The 17526-nt window shown below is 70.3% G+C and carries 15 protein-coding genes; 9 read left to right on the top strand and 6 right to left on the bottom strand.

What is annotated here, in order from left to right:
- Window positions 1–78 precede the first annotated feature (78 nt).
- Window positions 79–1113 carry a hemolysin family protein gene (locus ABD262_RS02675; protein ID WP_344130736.1) on the bottom strand — a complete coding sequence of 345 codons (1035 nt, stop codon included), beginning with the start codon at window positions 1111–1113 and terminating at the stop codon, window positions 79–81.
- Complete coding sequence (locus tag ABD262_RS02670) at window positions 1110–2549, bottom strand: hemolysin family protein (protein WP_344130733.1); 1440 nt, start codon at window positions 2547–2549, stop codon at window positions 1110–1112. The genes ABD262_RS02675 and ABD262_RS02670 overlap by 4 nt, the downstream gene beginning before the upstream one ends.
- Window positions 2550–2639: 90 nt before the next feature.
- Here ABD262_RS02670 and ABD262_RS02665 point away from each other — a divergent pair, with 90 nt between their 5' ends.
- The 6 genes from ABD262_RS02665 (at window position 2640) to ABD262_RS02640 (ending at window position 10250) form a co-directional block, all read left to right on the top strand.
- The gene (locus ABD262_RS02665) at window positions 2640–3638 is read left to right on the top strand and encodes an ABC transporter ATP-binding protein (RefSeq protein ID WP_344130730.1); all 999 of its coding nucleotides are present in this window, start codon (window positions 2640–2642) and stop codon (window positions 3636–3638) included.
- A complete protein-coding gene (locus ABD262_RS02660) occupies window positions 3635–4438 on the top strand; it encodes an ABC transporter permease (RefSeq protein WP_344130727.1) in 804 nt (267 codons plus the stop codon). Before ABD262_RS02665 ends, ABD262_RS02660 begins: the two co-directional genes overlap by 4 nt.
- Before the next feature lie 245 nt (window positions 4439–4683).
- Entirely contained in the window at window positions 4684–8592 is a 3909-nt protein-coding gene (locus ABD262_RS02655; protein ID WP_344130724.1) for a multifunctional oxoglutarate decarboxylase/oxoglutarate dehydrogenase thiamine pyrophosphate-binding subunit/dihydrolipoyllysine-residue succinyltransferase subunit, read from the top strand.
- A gap of 166 nt (window positions 8593–8758) precedes the next feature.
- On the top strand, window positions 8759–8935 hold the full coding sequence (locus ABD262_RS02650; RefSeq protein ID WP_157582120.1) for a DUF6104 family protein: 177 nt from the start codon (window positions 8759–8761) through the stop codon (window positions 8933–8935).
- A gap of 3 nt (window positions 8936–8938) precedes the next feature.
- The gene (locus tag ABD262_RS02645; protein ID WP_344130719.1) at window positions 8939–9589 is read left to right on the top strand and encodes a GDSL-type esterase/lipase family protein; all 651 of its coding nucleotides are present in this window, start codon (window positions 8939–8941) and stop codon (window positions 9587–9589) included.
- A gap of 130 nt (window positions 9590–9719) precedes the next feature.
- Window positions 9720–10250 (top strand): hypothetical protein, encoded by a 531-nt coding sequence (locus ABD262_RS02640; protein WP_344130716.1) that lies wholly within the window; start codon window positions 9720–9722, stop codon window positions 10248–10250.
- A 12-nt stretch (window positions 10251–10262) separates the two neighbouring features.
- On the opposite strand, the gene ABD262_RS02635 is transcribed toward ABD262_RS02640, so the two are convergent.
- The 4 genes from ABD262_RS02635 to rfbB form a co-directional block, all read right to left on the bottom strand.
- Window positions 10263–11234 (bottom strand): zinc-binding dehydrogenase, encoded by a 972-nt coding sequence (locus ABD262_RS02635; protein WP_344130714.1) that lies wholly within the window; start codon window positions 11232–11234, stop codon window positions 10263–10265.
- Between the two features lie 34 nt (window positions 11235–11268).
- Complete coding sequence (locus ABD262_RS02630) at window positions 11269–11898, bottom strand: pseudaminic acid biosynthesis-associated methylase (protein ID WP_344130711.1); 630 nt, start codon at window positions 11896–11898, stop codon at window positions 11269–11271.
- 136 nt (window positions 11899–12034) lie between these two features.
- On the bottom strand, window positions 12035–12916 hold the full coding sequence (gene rfbD / locus ABD262_RS02625; protein ID WP_344130708.1) for a dTDP-4-dehydrorhamnose reductase: 882 nt from the start codon (window positions 12914–12916) through the stop codon (window positions 12035–12037).
- Window positions 12916–13911, bottom strand: coding sequence for a dTDP-glucose 4,6-dehydratase (rfbB, locus tag ABD262_RS02620; RefSeq protein ID WP_344130705.1), 996 nt, complete (start codon window positions 13909–13911; stop codon window positions 12916–12918). Before rfbB ends, rfbD begins: the two co-directional genes overlap by 1 nt.
- Before the next feature lie 65 nt (window positions 13912–13976).
- Between rfbB and rfbA the strand changes: the two genes are divergently transcribed.
- The 3 genes from rfbA (at window position 13977) to ABD262_RS02605 (ending at window position 17421) form a co-directional block, all read left to right on the top strand.
- Window positions 13977–14852 carry a glucose-1-phosphate thymidylyltransferase RfbA gene (rfbA, locus tag ABD262_RS02615; protein WP_344130702.1) on the top strand — a complete coding sequence of 292 codons (876 nt, stop codon included), beginning with the start codon at window positions 13977–13979 and terminating at the stop codon, window positions 14850–14852.
- The gene (locus ABD262_RS02610) at window positions 14852–15448 is read left to right on the top strand and encodes a dTDP-4-dehydrorhamnose 3,5-epimerase family protein (protein ID WP_344130699.1); all 597 of its coding nucleotides are present in this window, start codon (window positions 14852–14854) and stop codon (window positions 15446–15448) included. The genes rfbA and ABD262_RS02610 overlap by 1 nt, the downstream gene beginning before the upstream one ends.
- A gap of 143 nt (window positions 15449–15591) precedes the next feature.
- Window positions 15592–17421: a polysaccharide biosynthesis protein gene (locus ABD262_RS02605; RefSeq protein WP_344130696.1), complete on the top strand. Its 1830-nt coding sequence runs from the start codon at window positions 15592–15594 to the stop codon at window positions 17419–17421.
- The last annotated feature ends 105 nt before the right edge of the window (window positions 17422–17526 follow it).

The following is a 17526-nucleotide window of genomic DNA, read 5'->3' as shown; positions in this document are numbered from 1 at the left end:
GCCCGGCGCACAGCGCTGGGCCATTTCCGTGCCCGCTCGGCCCCGGCCGCTGCGGGGTGGTGTCGCGGTATGCCGCGGTCAGCGCTGCGAGGCGTCGGTGACCTCGCCGACGAGCTCCTCGATGACGTCCTCGAGGAAGACGACACCGATGTCGGCGCCGTCGGGGTCGACCACGCGGGCGAGGTGGGAACCGGTGCGCTGCATGGTGCGCAGCACCTCCTCGACCTCGTCGGCGGCCTGCACCGTCGCCAGCTTGCGGACCCGCTTGACCGGCACGGCGATGTCGCGCTCCGTCTCGTCGGCGTAGAGGACGTCCTTGAGGTGCAGGTAACCGGTGAGCTCGCCGGCCCGGTCGAGCATGGGGTAGCGGGAGAACCCGCGCTTGGCCACCAGTCGTTCCACGTCGTCGGGAGTGGCGGTCAGGGGCAGGGTCACGAGGTCGGAGAGTGCGACGGCGACGTCGACGGCGTCCTTGTCGCTGAACTCGAGGGCCGCGCCGACCAGCCCGTGCTGACCTTCCTCGATCAGCCCTTCGTGGTGGCTCTCGGCGAGGATGTGCTCGACCTCCTCGACCGTGAAGGCCGACGTGATCTCGTCCTTGGGCTCCACCCGGAAGAGCCGCACCAGCGACTTCGCCAGCGACTCCATGACCGAGATGATCGGGCGCAGGGCCCGAGTGATGAACAGCAGCACCGGCACGAGGATCAGCGCGGACCGCTCGGGTCCGGCGAGGGCGAGGTTCTTGGGGATCATCTCGCCGATGACCACGTGCAGGTAGACCACGATGAGCAGGGCGAGGGCGAGCGCCAACCCGTCGGTCACGCCCGTCGGGAGCCCGAGGTGGTGGACGACGGGTTCGAGCGCGTGGTGCAGGGCGGCCTCGGAGATGGCACCCAGGAGCACCGAGCAGACGGTGATGCCGAGCTGTGCACAGGCGAGCAGCGAGCCCATCTGCTCCAGGGCGTCGAGGCAGACCTGCGCGCGACGGGACCCGTTGGCTGCCAACGGTTCCAGGGTGGAACGCCGCGCCGCCATCGCGGCGAACTCGGCCCCGACGAAGAAGGCGTTGAGCAGCAGGAGCAGGACGGTGACCCACACCGCACCGGCGCTCACTTCGCGCCCTCAGCGTCGTGGCGCGCGGGCCGTCCCGCGTCGCGTCCGCCTGCGGTCACGGGGCGACCGCCCGCACGGCCCTGGCCGTCCTGAGCCAGCGGCGAGCCCTCCCCGTGGTCGCCGTGACCGGCGTCCTCGGCCTGGTCGACGGGGACGAACCGGAGCCGGTCGGCCCGCATGCCGTCCATGGCCAGCACGGTGATCTCCCAGCCGGGGATGTGCACGGTGTCGCCCACCGTCGGGATCCGGCCGAGCTCGGCCATGACGAAGCCGCCGGTGGTCTCGTAGGCCGGGCCGTCGGGCACGACGGCCCCCAGCCGCTCCCGCACCTCGTCCGGGCGCCAGAGACCCGGCACCGTCCAGGACCCGTCGGTGAACTCGCGCCCGGTCGTGCGGAAGACGTCGTGCTCGTCGGACACCTCGCCGACGATCTCCTCCACGACGTCCTCGAGGGTGACGATGCCGGCCGTGCCGCCGTACTCGTCGACGACGATGGCGAGCTGGAGGCCGTGCTCGCGCAGCATCAGCAGCAGCGGGTCGAGCCGGATCGTCTCGGGCACGAGCAGCGGCGGCACCATGAGCGCCGACACCGGCACGTCTTCACGGCGCTCGTGCGGGACGGCGATGGCCCGCTTCACGTGCACCACGCCATCGATGTCGTCCCAGTCCTCGCCGGTCACCGGGAAGCGTGAGTGTCCGGTGCGTCGTGCGAGCCGCACGACGTCCTCGGCGGTGGCAGTGCGCTCGATCGACGACGCCCGCGCGCGCGGGCTCATGACGTCGGCCGCGGTCTGCTCGCCGAAACCCAGCGACTTGGTGACCAGCCGGGCGGTGCCCTCGTCAAGGGTGCCTGCCTCGGCGGAGCGGCGGACCAGCGAGGCCAGCTCCTGTGGCGTCCGGGCGCCGGAGAGCTCCTCGCGCGGGGTGATGCCGAGCGCCCGCAGGAAGAGGTTGGCCGAGCCGTTGAGGACGAAGATCAGCGGCCGGGCGACCAGGGCGAAACCACGCACCGGCATCGCGACGACCTTGGCCGTGGCGAGCGGGGCCGAGATACCGAGGAACTGGGGCAGCAGCTCGCCGAACACCATCGAGAACAGCGTGGCGACGAGCAGGGCCACCGCCGCCGCCACCGAGTCCAGCGTGGAGCCCCTGAGGCCGACCGCGTGGAGAGGCGTCTCGAGCAGCACGCCCAGCGAGGGAGTCGCCAGGAAGCCGAGGATGAGGGTGGTCAGCGTGATGCCGACCTGCGCGGCCGACAGCTGCGTCGAGAGACCGCGCAGCGACCCCAGCACGACCTCGGCGCGGGCGTCACCCGCGTCGACGGCCTTCTGCACGGTCGGCCGGTCGAGCGCCACCAGCGAGAACTCCGTGGCCACGAAGACGGCCGTGCCGATCGTCAGCCCCACGCCGGTCAGGACCAGCAACCATTCGGTCATAGTGCGGTCATCCTAGGGCCGTAACCCGGTTGACCCTCACCCCGCGTCAGTTGGGAGGATGGCCGCCATGAGACCGACTCCGGGGGAACGATGACCACGACCACGACACCACCACGACCCACTGAGGGCGCCCGAATCGAGGTGCGCGACCTGACCAAGCGGTTCGGCAGCTTCACCGCCGTCGACAACCTCTCCTTCAGCGTCGAGCCCGGCCGGATCACCGGCTTCCTCGGCCCGAACGGCGCCGGCAAGACGACCACCCTCCGCATGCTGCTCGGACTGGTCAACCCGTCCAGCGGCGTCGCGACCATCGGCGGTCGCAGCTACCGCGAGATCTCCCAGCCGATGTCGGTGGTGGGGTCCGCACTCGAGGCCACCAACTTCCACCCCGGCCGCACCGGCCGCGACCACCTCCGGGTCCTGGCCGACACCGCGGGTGTCGGGGTCGACCGCGTCGACGAGATGCTCGAGCTGGTCGGGATCCCCGCTGCGGCGAAGAAGCGCGCCGGCGGGTACTCGATGGGCATGCGCCAGCGACTCGGCCTCGCCGCCGCGATGCTGGGCGACCCGCAGGTGCTGATCCTCGACGAGCCAGCCAACGGCCTCGACCCCGAGGGCATCCGGTGGCTGCGCGGCTTCCTGCGCCACCTGTCCGCCCAGGGCAAGACGGTCCTCATCTCGAGCCACATGCTCCAGGAGGTGGAGCAGACGGTCGACGACGTCGTCATCATCAACAACGGCCGACTGATCAAGCAGGGCGCGATGAACGACCTGCACGGCGAGGCCCACACCATCGTCCGGACCACCGACCTCGACGCGCTCGCGGGCGCTCTTCGGGTCGCCGACGTGACGAGCACCGTCGAGGACGGCAGCCTGCTGGCCGCGACCCATGACCTGCGCCTGATCGGCGACGTGGCCCTGCGGGCCGGCCTGCCGATCTACGAGCTGCGCCAGGCCACGACCGACCTCGAGGCACTGTTCTTCGAGCTGACCGAGGGCACCAACCGCAACCTGGGCGACAGCACCTCGGGACCGGCGGGCGTGACCGAACGAGATGCCATCGCCGGACAGGAAGGGGGCAACGAATGACCAACGCGATCAAGGCCGAGTTCCGCAAGTTCTTCACCACGCGGATGTGGTGGGGCATGGCCATCGCCATGTTCGTGGCCGGCGCCGGGCTGGCCGTGGCGTTCGGCTTCATCTACACGATCAAGCCCGACCCCAGCGACCCCAACCCCGCACCCACCGGCACGCCGCTGCAGATCGCGAACAGCGTCTACACGGCGGGCCTGGGCGTCGGCTACCTGCTCACCCTCACCATCGGCGTGATGCAGATCGGGTCCGAGTACCGCCACAAGACGATCTCCAGCACGTTCCTGGGCACGCCCAAGCGGGTCCGGGTGATGGCCGCGAAGGTCGTCGCCCTGCTCGGCCTCGGGGCCATCTACGGCATCATCTCGCTGGCCGGGTCGATCATCGCAGGCGCGATCGTGCTCAACGCGCGTGGCTTCGCGCCGTTCCCCGAGTCGGGCGTCTACCGGACGCTGGCCCTGAGCCTGCTCGTGCTCGGTCTCTGGGCCCTGATCGGCCTCGGCGCGGGGATCCTCATCCCCAACCAGGTCGCGGCCCTGCTGATCTCGATCGGCGTGGCCTGGATCGTGGAGCCACTGGCCGGTTTCGGCCTCACCTTCTGGACCTGGGGGCGGGAGCACATCGTCCCCTACCTCCCCAGCCAGGCGACCAGCGCGATGGTCAGCGGGGTGACCCAGGGCGGCGACCGCCCCGTGCACCAGCTCGCCTGGTGGGGTGGCGCCCTGGTGCTTGCCGCGTACGCCGCGGTGATGGCCGGGTTCGGCTCGTGGCGCACGGTCCGGAGCGACATCAGCTAGGTCGACGACGCAGTCCAGGTATGCCGTGGGGCCGGGTTCCAGCAGGGGACCCGGCCCCGCGGCATACCCGCCCCGTCACGGGACCGTGGGCGGGCGCTGGCGCGCCTGCCGGAGAGCTCGTCGACGACGTGGCGAAGGTCGCCCGGGAAACCTCTTCCCCGCCGCAGCGCGGCGGGACGCACGGGGATAGGCTGGGAGCACCTATTGCCCGTCATTGTCGACGCTACGAAAGAGGCGTATCCGCCGTGCCCGACCAGTCCCCGACCAACGACCCCATGGCGGCCTTCGGGCCGAACGAGTGGCTCGTGGACGAGCTGTACGAGAAGTACCAGAAGGACAAGAACTCCGTGGACAAGGCGTGGTGGTCCCTCTTCGAGGACTACCAGCCCACCGACGGCGGCGCCACGACCAACGGGTCGGGCTCCAACGGGAGCACCGCCACCGCGCCTGCTGCGCCGGCCGCATCGGCCCCGGCAGCGCCGGCCGCGTCGGCTCCTGCCGCCCCCGCGCCTGCTGCGCCCGCGCCTGCCGCGTCCGCTCCTGCCGCGTCCGCTCCTGCCGCGCCCGCCCGCCCCACCTCGACCTCCGGGCAGTCCACCGACAAGCCTGACGCCAGCACCGACAAGGCCGTGGCCGACAAGCCCGAGGACAAGGAGGCCGGCACCGGCGGCGAGACCGCCGGAGTCAAGGAGGTGCCCAAGCCCCGCGAGCCCCAGGCGCCCAGGCAGACCGAGGCCACGAACGAGAACCAGATCAGGCCGCTGCGCGGCGCCAGCGCCCGCACGGTCACCAACATGGAGTCCTCGCTGACCGTCCCCACCGCGACCAGCGTGCGCGCCGTGCCGGCCAAGCTGCTGATCGACAACCGGGTCGTCATCAACAACCACCTGCAGCGCTCCCGTGGCGGCAAGGTCTCCTTCACCCACCTCATCGGCTACGCCCTCGTCAAGGCGCTGGGCCACATGCCCGAGATGAACAACGGGTTCACCGAGGAGAACGGCAAGCCGGCCCTGGTCATCCCCGGTCACGTCAACCTCGGGCTCGCGATCGACATGGCCAAGCCCGACGGCACGCGCCAGCTCCTGGTGCCCTCGATCAAGTCGGCCGAGTCGATGGACTTCGCCCACTTCTGGACGGCCTACGAGGACGTGGTCCGCAAGGCCCGCGGCGGCAAGCTGACCGTCGAGGACTTCCAGGGCACCACCCTCACGCTGACCAACCCCGGCACCATCGGCACCGTCCACTCGGTGCCGCGGCTGATGGCCGGCCAGGGCGCCATCATCGGGGTCGGCGCGCTGGAGTACCCCGCCGAGTGGCAGGGCGCCAGCCAGGAGACGCTCAACCGCAACGCCGTCTCCAAGATCCTCACGCTGACCAGCACCTACGACCACCGGATCATCCAGGGTGCGCAGTCCGGGGACTTCCTGCGGATCGTCCACCAGCTGCTGCTCGGTGACAACGGCTTCTACGACGAGATCTTCGAGAGCCTGCGCCTGCCCTACGAGCCGGTCCGCTGGGTCCAGGACATCTCGGCCCACCACGACGACGACGTCAACAAGACCGCCCGCGTCCAGGAGCTGATCCACGCCTACCGCGTGCGCGGCCACCTGATGGCCGACACCGACCCGCTGGAGTACCGCCAGCGCCGCCACCCCGACCTCGACGTCACCTCCCACGGGCTCACCCTGTGGGACCTCGAGCGCGACTTCGCGACCGGTGGCTTCGGCGGCGCCCCCATGCTGCGGCTGCGCAAGATCCTCGGCATCCTGCGTGACTCCTACTGCCGCACCATCGGCACCGAGTACATGCACATCCAGGACCCCGAGCAGCGCCGCTGGCTGCAGGCCAAGATCGAGGTCGGCTACGCCAAGCCCGGCCCCGACGAGCAGCTGCGGATCCTGCGCCGGCTCAACGCCGCCGAGGCGTTCGAGACCTTCCTCCAGACCAAGTTCGTCGGGCAGAAGCGGTTCAGCCTCGAGGGCGGCGAGTCGGTCATCGCGCTGCTCGACCGGATCCTGTGCCGCGCCGCCGCCGACTCCATGGACGAGGTCTGCATCGGCATGCCACACCGCGGGCGCCTCAACGTGCTCGCCAACATCGCCGGCAAGTCCTACGGCCAGATCTTCCGCGAGTTCGAGGGCAAGCAGGACCCCAAGTCGGTACAGGGCTCGGGCGACGTGAAGTACCACCTCGGCACCGAGGGCGAGTTCGTCGCCGAGGACGGCAGCAAGACCAAGGTCTACCTCGCGGCCAACCCGTCCCACCTCGAGGCCGTCAACCCGGTCCTCGAGGGCATCACCCGGGCCAAGCAGGACCGGCTCGACCTCGCGGGTGAGGACTTCACCGTGCTGCCCCTGCTCATGCACGGCGACGCGGCGTTCGCCGGCCAAGGAGTCGTCGCCGAGACGCTCAACCTGTCGCAGCTGCGCGGCTACCGCACCGGCGGCACCATCCACGTGGTCATCAACAACCAGGTCGGCTTCACCACGTCACCGAGCGCGAGCCGCTCCTCGACGTACTCGACCGACGTCGCCCGCATGATCCAGGCGCCGATCTTCCACGTGAACGGCGACGACCCCGAGGCCTGCGTCCGGGTGGCCGAGCTCGCCTACGAGTTCCGCCAGACGTTCAACAAGGACGTCGTCATCGACATGGTCTGCTACCGCCGTCGCGGTCACAACGAGGGCGACGACCCCTCGATGACCCAGCCGTTGATGTACACCCTCATCGAGGCCAAGCGCTCGGTGCGCAAGCTCTACACCGAGTCGCTGATCGGTCGCGGCGACATCAGCCAGGAGGACGCCGAGGCGGCGCTGCGCGACTACCAGCAGCAGCTCGAGCGCGTCTTCGTCGAGACGAAGGCGGCGCTCAAGGAGGCCAGCGAGGAGACCAGTGACCCCACGCTGGTCGGCACCGACGCCGAGGGCCATTCAGGCCTCGAGCCGCCGACCGCGCAGGCCACCGACCAGGCGAGCCGCTCCGCGGACCAGACGGCCATCCCCGCCGACCAGCTCCAGCACATCGGTGACGCCTTCGTGAACCCGCCCAAGGGCTTCACGGTGCACCCGAAGCTGTTGCAGGCCATGGAGAAGCGTGCCCAGTCCACCCGCGACGGCGGGATCGACTGGGCGACCGGTGAGCTGCTCGCCTTCGGCTCGCTGCTCATGGAGGGCACGCCGGTGCGGCTGGCCGGTCAGGACAGCCGTCGTGGCACCTTCGTCCAGCGCCACGCCGTGCTGATCGACAAGCACACCGCCGAGGAGTGGACCCCGCTCCTCTACCTCGGTGAGGGACAGGCCCGGTTCTGGGTCTACGACTCCCTGCTGTCCGAGTTCGCGGCGATGGGCTTCGAGTACGGCTACTCCGTCGAGCGCCCCGACGCCCTGGTCCTGTGGGAGGCGCAGTTCGGCGACTTCTTCAACGGCGCCCAGACCATCGTCGACGAGTTCATCAGCTCCTCCGAGCAGAAGTGGGGCCAGCGCTCGTCCGTCGTGCTGCTGCTCCCCCACGGCTACGAGGGCCAGGGCCCCGACCACTCCTCGGCCCGCATCGAGCGCTTCCTGCAGATGTGCGCCGAGGACAACATGACGGTCGCCTACCCCTCGACCCCGGCGAGCTACTTCCACCTGCTGCGTCGTCAGGCGTACGCCCGCCCGCGCCGACCGCTGATCGTCTTCACACCGAAGTCGATGCTGCGGCTCAAGGCGGCGAGCAGCATGCCGCAGGACTTCACCGAGGGCACCTTCCGGCCGGTGCTGGCCGACCGCGCGTCGTTCGACAACGGCGGCGTGACCCGGGTGCTGCTCGCGAGCGGCAAGGTCGTCTACGACCTCGAGGCCGCCCGCGAGAAGGCCGAGGACACCACGACCGCGATCGTCCGGGTCGAGCAGCTCGCGCCCCTGCCCGCCCGGGAGATCGCCGCCGAGCTGGCCAAGTACCCCGGCGCGGACGTCGTCTGGGTGCAGGACGAGCCGGCCAACCAGGGCGCCTGGCCGTTCGTGGCGATGAACCTGCCGCAGGCCCTCGCCGAGCTCGGCGAGACCCGGGCGCTGCGGGTCGTGTCGCGCAAGGCCTCGGCCTCGCCGGCCACGGGCTCGAGCAAGCGGCACGCCGAGCAGCAGGCCGAGCTGGTGGCGGCCGCCTTCGCCCGCTAGGAGCCAGCAACCCAACCCCGAGAAACGGTGGTTGCTCGACGAAACGGCCTCCATGGGGCCCGTATCGTCGAGCAACCGCCGTTTTGCGGTGGTCGAGGCACGAGACGGGCCGGTATGCCGCGTGGCTGGTCCAGCCGCGCGGCATACCCCCGTTAACCTTGCAGACGTGTACTTCACGGATCGTGGCATCGAGGAGCTGGCTGCTCGCCGAGGGGAAGAGGAAGTCTCTTTCGAGTGGCTGGCCGACCAGCTGCGCACGTTCGTGGACCTGAACCCCGACTTCGAGACCCCCGTCGAGCGACTGGCCACCTGGCTGGCCCGGCTCGACGACGACGAGGACTGACGCGTGAGCGAGCCCACCTTCACCCCGAGCGCCGAGTTCCAGGTCGCTGCCGACGGTCCCAGGGACGTCGGCATCGTCTTCGTCGGTGCCTCGCTCGTGGCCGGGGTCGGCGACCCCAAGGGTCAGGGGTGGGTGTCGCGGGTCGTGGGTCGCACCCATCACTCCGACCTCGAGCTGACCGCCTACAACCTCGGCGTGCGTGGCGACACCACCGCCGACGTGCTCGCCCGCTGGAAGGCCGAGTGCGCCCCACGCTGGCGCGGCCGGTCCGAGAAGCGGCTGGTGATCTCGGTCGGCGGCAACGACGCGGCGACCGGCGTGACCCTGGCCCGGCACCGGCTCAACCTGGCCAACATCCTCGACGACGCCGCCAGCGCGGGCATCGGCACCTTCGTGGTCAGCCCTCCGCCGGGCGACGACGAGGAGCTGAACGCCAAGCTGGACGTGCTCGTGGAGGCCCAGGCCGACGTGTGCTCCCGGCGGGGAGTGCCGTTCGTCGACTGCTTCCGGCCGCTGCTCGGACACGAACAGTGGCAGAGCGACCTGGCCGCCAGCCGGGTGCCCCACCACCCGGGCCAGGCGGGTTACGGCCTGATCGCGTGGCTGGTCCTGCACAACGGCTGGTACGACTGGCTGCAGATCTCCCCGAGCTGACCCACCCTGACCGAACCGCACCCACGATCACCACCACCGTCACGACCACCACCGTCACGACCACCACCGTCACCACCACCGTCACCACCACCACCGTCACCACCACCACCGAGCACCGAGGGGGCCCTCGATGGGCACGTCCGCCGAGCTGATCACCACCCTGCGCGCTGCGGCTGCCGGCACGCCGTATGCCGTGCGCGAGACCCCGCAGGGGTTCGACCTCACGATCGACGTCGCCGATGCCCGGTGGCTGGCCGTCTTCAGGGCCCACGGGCTCAACAAGGTCTTCACCCACCAGGTCCGGCTCAACGAGGCCGACCAGTCGATGACGATCACCGACGTCAGCAACACCTTCTCGTGGAGTGGGGGCGGCTCGTCACCACGCCTCCAGGCCGCTGCGTCCACGCAGCGTGGCCGGGTCTACGAGAAGTCGTTCCGCAAGGAGTTCGGGGTCGACCTCAAGACCGGCAGGGTCGGCAAGGTCGTCGACTACTCGTTCGACGCGACCGCCGGTCGCGACCTGATCCGCGACGTCGCCAAGGAGCAGGGCTGGGACGAGAAGATGGGCGGCACCCAGAAGGGCGCCGTCATCTTCGCCGGCGCCACGGTCGCGATCCTCGCGGTGGCCGGGATCGTCTGGCTCGTCACCGCCCTGCTCTGACCCGGCGAGGCGTCAGGAGACGGTGAAGACGACCTTGCCGAACAGCTCGCCGGCCGCCATGCGGGCGAACCCGTCCCGGGCCCGGGCCAGCGGCAGGGTCGTGTCGATGACCGGCTCGATGCGCTGCTGCACGACGAACTGAGCCAGTCGCTCGAGCTCGCCGCGGCTGCCCATCGTCGACCCGACCACACGCAGCTGCTTGAAGAAGATCTTGGTCAGCTCGGCCTTGCTGGGTGCGTCGCCGGACGTCGCGCCGGAGATGACGATCGTGCCACCGGGCTTGAGCGAGTTGACCGAGTGCGACCAGGTCGCCGCCCCGACCGTCTCCATGACGGCGTCCACGCGGTCGGGGAGTCGCTCGCCGCTGCCGAACGCCTGGTCCGCGCCGATCCCCACCGCGCGCTCGCCCTTCTCCTCGTCGCGGCTGGTGACCCACATCCGGTAGCCCGCCGCGGCCCCGAGCTGCACGAGGGCGGTGGCCACGCCACCGCCGGCGCCCTGGACCAGGACGGTGGCGCCCGGCGTCAGCCCGGCGTTCGTGAACAGCATCCGGTAGGCGGTGAGCCACGCGGTCGAGAGGCAGGCCGCGTGCTCCCACGGGAGCTCGGCCGGCTTGGCCACGAGGTTGGTGGTGGGGACGGCGACCTTCTCGGCGAGGGTGCCGTCGTGCAGCTCCGAGAGCAGCGTCCGGCGCGGGTCGAGGGTCTCGTCACCGCGCCAGCCGTCGCTCGGGATGACCGCGTGCACGATGACCTCGTTGCCGTCCTCGTCGACCCCGGCGCCGTCGCAGCCCAGGATCATCGGGAGCCGGTCGGCCGGCAGCCCCACCCCGCGCAGGGACCAGACGTCGTGGTGGTTGAGCCCAGCGGTCCGCAGCGTGACCGTCGTCCAGCCCTCGCGGGGGGTGGGGTCAGGGCGCTCGCCGACCTCCAACCCCGAGAGCGGGTCGTCGGCGGACTGGCGTGCGGCGTAGACGGCGAGCATGTCCCGACCCTAGCCGCACGCCGGTCCGAGGGGTTCAGCCGGACTTCTCCATGAGGAACCACGTCGAGTCGTCGAGGGGGAACTGCGGGTCACGGTGGTAGGTGAAGCCGTAGCCCACCAGTCGCAGCTCCGGGAAGGCATCGAGCATCTCGCCGGCGAAGTCCCGCTTGAAGAGGGCGCCCTCGTGGCCGCGGTAGGGGACCTCGACCGGCACCGGGTTGAAGTACTCGCAGACCATGACGTAGCGGTTCGACGAACGCACCAGGGCGGCATACACGTCCTGCACCCGGTCGGGGTTGATGTGGATCAGCACGCCCTTGGTGAAGGTCAGGTCCCAGGTGCGGGACGGCTCGAAGTCGAGGATCGACCCGACCTCGACCGTGGCACCACCCCAGGCCTCGACCTCGGCGGCCGCCTGCGCGTTGATCTCCACGGCGTGCAGCTCCGCCTCCGGGAGCAGCCCGCGCAGCGCGTGCAGGTTGTTGCCGATGTTGCAGCCGAGCTCGAGCACGCTCCCCACCGCCTGCGTCTCCGAGAGCACCTTGCGGAACAGCTCGGTGTTGCTCGCGACGAGGTCCACGCCGCGGTTGCGGTCGATGTAGGCCTCGCCGAACTGTCCGGCCCAGAGCTGTTCCTGGGTGGTGGGCTCACGCGATGTGGTCATGAGAGAGCTCTTCCTGTCGGGGATCCGGGATCGGGGCCGTCGCGGGGTGGCTCACGTCCGGCGGCCGGGTGCGAGCCATACTCGCACGGGCCCCCCGCACGGAGACAGCGCTGCACTGCCCCGCCGGGCGTGCCGGTCAGGCCGGCTCGGCCGGACCGTCCTGGGCGACGACGTCGGGCAGCGCCTCGGCGAGGCTCGCCTCCCAGTGCGGGAGCGGATCGAGCCTGGCCATCCGCCACGCGTCGTGCCCCAGCACGCTGTAGGCCGGACGGGGAGCAGGGAGCGGGAACGCGTCGCTCGTGGTCGGCCGCACCCGCTCCGGGTCGAGTCCGAGCAGCCGGAAGATCTCCCGGGTCAGGCCGAACTTCGTGGTGTCGCCCTGGCTCGTCGCGTGCCACACCCCGAACGGCGCCGACTCGTGGACGAGCCGCAGGATGCCCCGTGCGACGTCCATGGTCCACGTGGGCTGACCCCGCTGGTCGTCGACGACGTCGAGGGTGTCGTGCCGGTCGGCAAGGCGGGCCATCGTCTTGACGAAGTTCGGTCCCCCGGCGCCGTAGAGCCACGCCGTGCGCACGATCCACGCCTGCGGACACCGCGCCTGCACCGCCCACTCCCCCGCAGCCTTCGTCCGGCCGTACGCGGACAGCGGGGACAGCGGGGCGTCCTCGGCATAGGGCTCGTCCGCCTCGCCCGAGAACACGTAGTCGGTGGAGATGTGCACCAGTCGCGCGCCCACCGAACGGCAGGCGTCCGCGACGTTGGCCGCACCGATGGCGTTCACCGCGAACGCCTCACCCTCATGGGTCTGCGCGTCGTCGACAGCCGTGTATGCCGCGCAGTTCACCACGACGTCGTGCCCCCGGACCGCGTCGCGGACCGCGTCGGGATCGGTGACGTCGAGGTCCTTGCGGGTGAGCGCGGTGACGTCGTCCTCGTCGACCCCGGCGAGCGCCAGGGTCACCTGCAGGTCGAGCCCGAGCATCCCGCCCGAGCCGGTGACCAGCCAGCGCGTCATCAGCGTCCGATCCGGTCGTAGCGGGCCTCGGCGACGACCTTGGCGGTGCGCCACCAGTCCTGGTTGTCCCGGTACCACGCGATGGTGTCGACCAGCCCGGAGCGGACGTCCGGGTGGGCCGGTCGCCAGTCGGTCTCGGCCCGGAGCTTGGACGCGTCGATGGCGTAGCGCAGGTCGTGCCCGGGCCGGTCGGGCACGTGGTCGAACCAGTCGGCCGGCTTGCCCATCAGCTCGAGGATGAGGGCGACGACGTCGCGGTTGTTCATCTCGCCGTCGGCACCGATCAGGTAGGTCTCCCCCGCGCGGCCCTGCTCGATGATCGCGATGACCGCGTCGTTGTGGTCGTCGACGTGGATCCAGTCGCGGACGTTGAGACCGCCTCCGTAGAGCTTCGGCCGCACCCCGTCGATGATGCCGGTGACCTGGCGCGGGATGAACTTCTCGGGGTGCTGGCGCGGCCCGTAGTTGTTGGAGCAGTTGGACAGCGTCGCCCGGAGCCCGAACGACCTGATCCACGCCCGCACGAGGAGGTCCGCACTCGCCTTGGACGCCGAGTAGGGGCTCGACGGGTTGAGGGGCGTGTCCTCGGTGAACCTGGCCGGGTCGTCGAGCTCGAGGTCGCCGTACACCTCGTCGGTCGAGACGTGGTGCAGCCGCTTGTCGTGGCGGCGCACCGCCTGGATCAGCTGGTAGGTGCCGATGATGTTGGTGTCGATGAACGGCCAGGGGTCCTCGAGCGAGTTGTCGTTGTGCGAGTCAGCCGCGAAGTGCACGACGAGGTCGTGCGCGGCGACGAGCTCGTCCACCAGGTCGGCGTCGGTGACCGACCCCTTCACCACGTCGACCTCGCCGGCGACCGGATCGAGGGAGGCGAGGTTCGCGGCATACGTCATCGAGTCGAGCACGGTGAGGCGCCAGTCCGGCCGCACGGCACGGGCCCTGATCACGAAGTTCGAGCCGATGAACCCTGCTGCGCCGGTGACGAGGACCTTCATGGCGCCGAGGCTATCGCGAGGGGAGGCGCCTCACGGCGAGCCACCTCGCACTAAGGTCGTGCAGCATGAAGGGGATCATCCTTGCCGGGGGGTCAGGCACGCGCCTGCACCCCATCACCCTCGGCATCAGCAAGCAGCTGATGCCGGTCTACGACAAGCCGATGATCTACTACCCGCTCTCGACGCTGATGATGGCCGGGATCCGCGAGGTGCTGGTGATCACGACCCCGGAGGACCAGGCTCAGTTCCAGCGGCTGCTCGGAGACGGCTCCCAATGGGGCATCGAGCTGACCTTCGCCGTGCAGGCCAGCCCCGACGGCCTCGCCCAGGCCTTCATCATCGGGGCGGACTTCATCGGCGACGACGCGGTGGCTCTGGTCCTCGGCGACAACATCTTCTACGGCACCGGCCTGGGCACTTCGCTCGCGGCGAACACCACGGTCACGGGCGGCCAGATCTTCGCCTACCACGTCACCGAGCCGTCGGCCTACGGCGTCGTGGAGTTCTCCGAGGACGGCCGCGTCATCTCCATCGAGGAGAAGCCCGAGCACCCCAAGTCCTCGTATGCCGTGCCCGGTCTCTACTTCTACGACAACGACGTCGTCCAGATCGCCCGCGACCTCAAGCCCAGTGAGCGCGGCGAGCTGGAGATCACCGGCATCAACGAGGCCTACCTGCAGCGAGGTGACCTCAGCGTCACACTCCTCCCGCGGGGGACCGCCTGGTTCGACACCGGCACCTTCCTCGGCCTGATGGACGCAGCCCAGTTCGTCCACGTCGTCGAGGCACGGCAGGGGCAGAAGATCGGCTGCGTCGAGGAGATCGCCTGGCGCAACGGGTGGCTCGGCGACGACGAGTTCGCCGCGCTCGCCGACTCGCTGCGCAAGAGCGGCTACGGCGTCTACCTGTCCGGGCTCCTCGACGAGGCCCGAGGCCACTGATGCAGATCCGCCCGCTCGCGATCGCCGACGCCTTCGAGGTCACCCCTCGGCAGTTCCCCGACGCCCGGGGCGTGTTCCTCGAGTCCTTCCGCGGCGACCTCCTCGCGGAGGCCGTCGGCCACCGTCCCCAGGTGGTCCAGACCAACATCTCGGTCTCCTCGCGCGGCACCGTGCGGGGCATCCACTTCGCGGACGTCCCGCCGTCGCAGGCCAAGTACGTCACAGCCCTCTCCGGCGCGCTCGTCGACTTCGTCATCGACCTGCGGGTGGGGTCGCCCACCTTCGGCCAGTGGGACTCCGTCCTGCTCGACACGGTCGACCGCCGTGCGGTCTACCTCGCCGAAGGCCTCGGCCACGCCTTCGTGGCGCTCGAGGACGACACGACGGCGATGTACCTGTGCACCGCGGCCTACAACCCCGCCCGCGAGCACGGCATCCACCCGCTCGACGCCGAGGTGGGACTGGTCTTCCCGGACGGCATCGAGCCCCTGCTGTCGCCCAAGGACGAGTCCGCGCCGTCGCTGGCCGAGGCGCTGGACCAGGGCCTGCTCCCCTCTTACGCCGCCTGCCAGGAGTGGTACGGCACGCTCGGCTGACCGTGTCCTGAGGCCGCGGGACAACCCTCCGACAGGGCCGCCCACCCGACTTGCCGACTTGTGAGCAGGGCGGATGCACGAGATCGTTGCCATCCGCATGTAAACTCTGGCCGTTTGCGGGAACCACTGGGAGGGGAGCTGACGTGCCCACTGCGCGCGAGGAACGGCGTCACCGCGTGACGCGCTGGCTCTGGGCACTGGTGGATGCTGCCATCCTCGTCGGCGCGCTCGTGGCCGCCATGTGGCTGCGTTACGACCTCCATCTGGCGCGCGTCTTCGTTCCCGACATGGCCTGGCTGAGTGCTGCTGGGGTGGTGACCCTCTGGCTGGCGGGCGCGATCATCGGCCCCTACGCGATCGGACACGATCGTGGCTCCTTCGAGGAGACGGCAGACATCCTCAAGTCGGTCCTGGTCACCGGCATCGTGCTCGCGCTCGTGGTCCTGGCCACCGACTGGCTGACCCTGCCCCGCAGTGTCCCGATCACGGGCTCGGTGTTCGCACTGGTGGGGATGTTCGCGAGCCGCTTCCTGATCCGGAGCTGGCGGGTGCGCAAGCGCCCGACCGACCTCGACCACGAGCGCGTCATCATCTTCGGGGCGGGTGAGGCCGGCAGCCGACTGACGAGGAGCATGCGTCGTGATGCCGGCAGCGGCTACCTTCCCGTCGCACTGCTCGACGACGACCGCGCCAAGGCCCGTTTCCGCACTGAGGGGATCAGGGTGCGCGGCACCCGCGCCGACCTGGCCAGGGTGGCCGACAAGTACACCGCGAACACCTTGGTCATCGCCCTCCCCCAGGCGCACGCCGCGACGATCCGCGAGCTGACCGAGCTGGCCACGACGGCCGGCCTGAATGTGCTGACCCTCCCACCGGTGAGCGAGATCATCGGTGGTCGACCCACCGCGAGCGACCTGCGCAACGTCGACGTCGCCGACCTGTTGGGCCGCCGGCCGATCAGCCTCGACACCGCCGTCATCGCGGAGCAGATCGCCGGGCGCTCGGTGCTGGTGACCGGCGCCGGCGGCTCCATCGGGTCGGAGCTGTGCCGACAGATCGCACGCTTCGGGCCCGCGAAGCTCTACCTCCTCGACCGCGACGAGTCAGGTCTGCAGACCACGCAGCTGTCGTTGGTCGGCAACGGCCTCCTCGACACCGACGAGGTCGTGCTGGCTGACATTCGCGACTCCCCACGCATGCAGCAGGTCTTCAAGCAGACCCGGCCCGACATCGTCTTCCACGCGGCTGCCCTCAAGCACCTCCCCCTGCTGGAGGCCAACCCTCTCGAGGCGTGGAAGAGCAACGTCCTCGGCACCCTCAACGTCCTCGCGGCCGCCTCTGCGGTCGGAGTCGGCACCTTCGTCAACATCTCGACCGACAAGGCGGCGCAGCCCTCGTGCGTCCTCGGCTACAGCAAGCGCGTCGCTGAGCGGCTCACCGCCCACTTCGCCGACCGTGAGCCCGGGCGCTACGTGTCCGTGCGCTTCGGAAACGTGCTCGGGTCCCGCGGGTCGGTCGTGCACGCCTTCACCTCCCAGATCGAGCGCGGTGGCCCGATCACGGTGACCCACCCGGACGTCGAGCGCTACTTCATGCTGATCCCCGAGGCCTGCCAGCTCGTCCTGGAAGCAGCATCCATCGGCACCGACGGCGAGGTGATGGTCCTGGAGATGGGTGACCAGGTGAAGATCGTCGACGTGGCCCACACGCTGATCCGCATGTCCGGCCACAAGGACATCGACATCGTCTACACGGGGCTGCGCCAGGGCGAGAAGATCTCCGAGGAGCTCTTCTCGCCCGACGAGGTCTCGAGGTCCACGCAGCACCCACTCGTCTCGCGCGTCGACGTGCCGGCCATCGAGGTGTCCGAGGTGGTCGGCGCCGAGCACCTCAGCGACGCCCAGGCGTCCGAGTGGCTCCGGCGCCACAGCGCGTCGTCCGTGATCGCGAGCGCCGGGCTCCGGGGCGACTAGACGGTGGTCCCGCTCATACTGTCCCTGCTCGTCACGGTGGGGCTGGCCCCCGTCGTGCGCTGGGTTATGCTCAGGAACGGCGTGCTGGATGTGCCGAACCACCGT

Origin of the sequence: Pedococcus bigeumensis (assembly GCF_039531795.1) — a bacterium.
Lineage (GTDB): Bacteria > Actinomycetota > Actinomycetes > Actinomycetales > Dermatophilaceae > Pedococcus > Pedococcus bigeumensis.
Note: the sequence above shows the minus strand (reverse complement) of the source record. Positions and strands in the feature narration are given on the sequence as shown.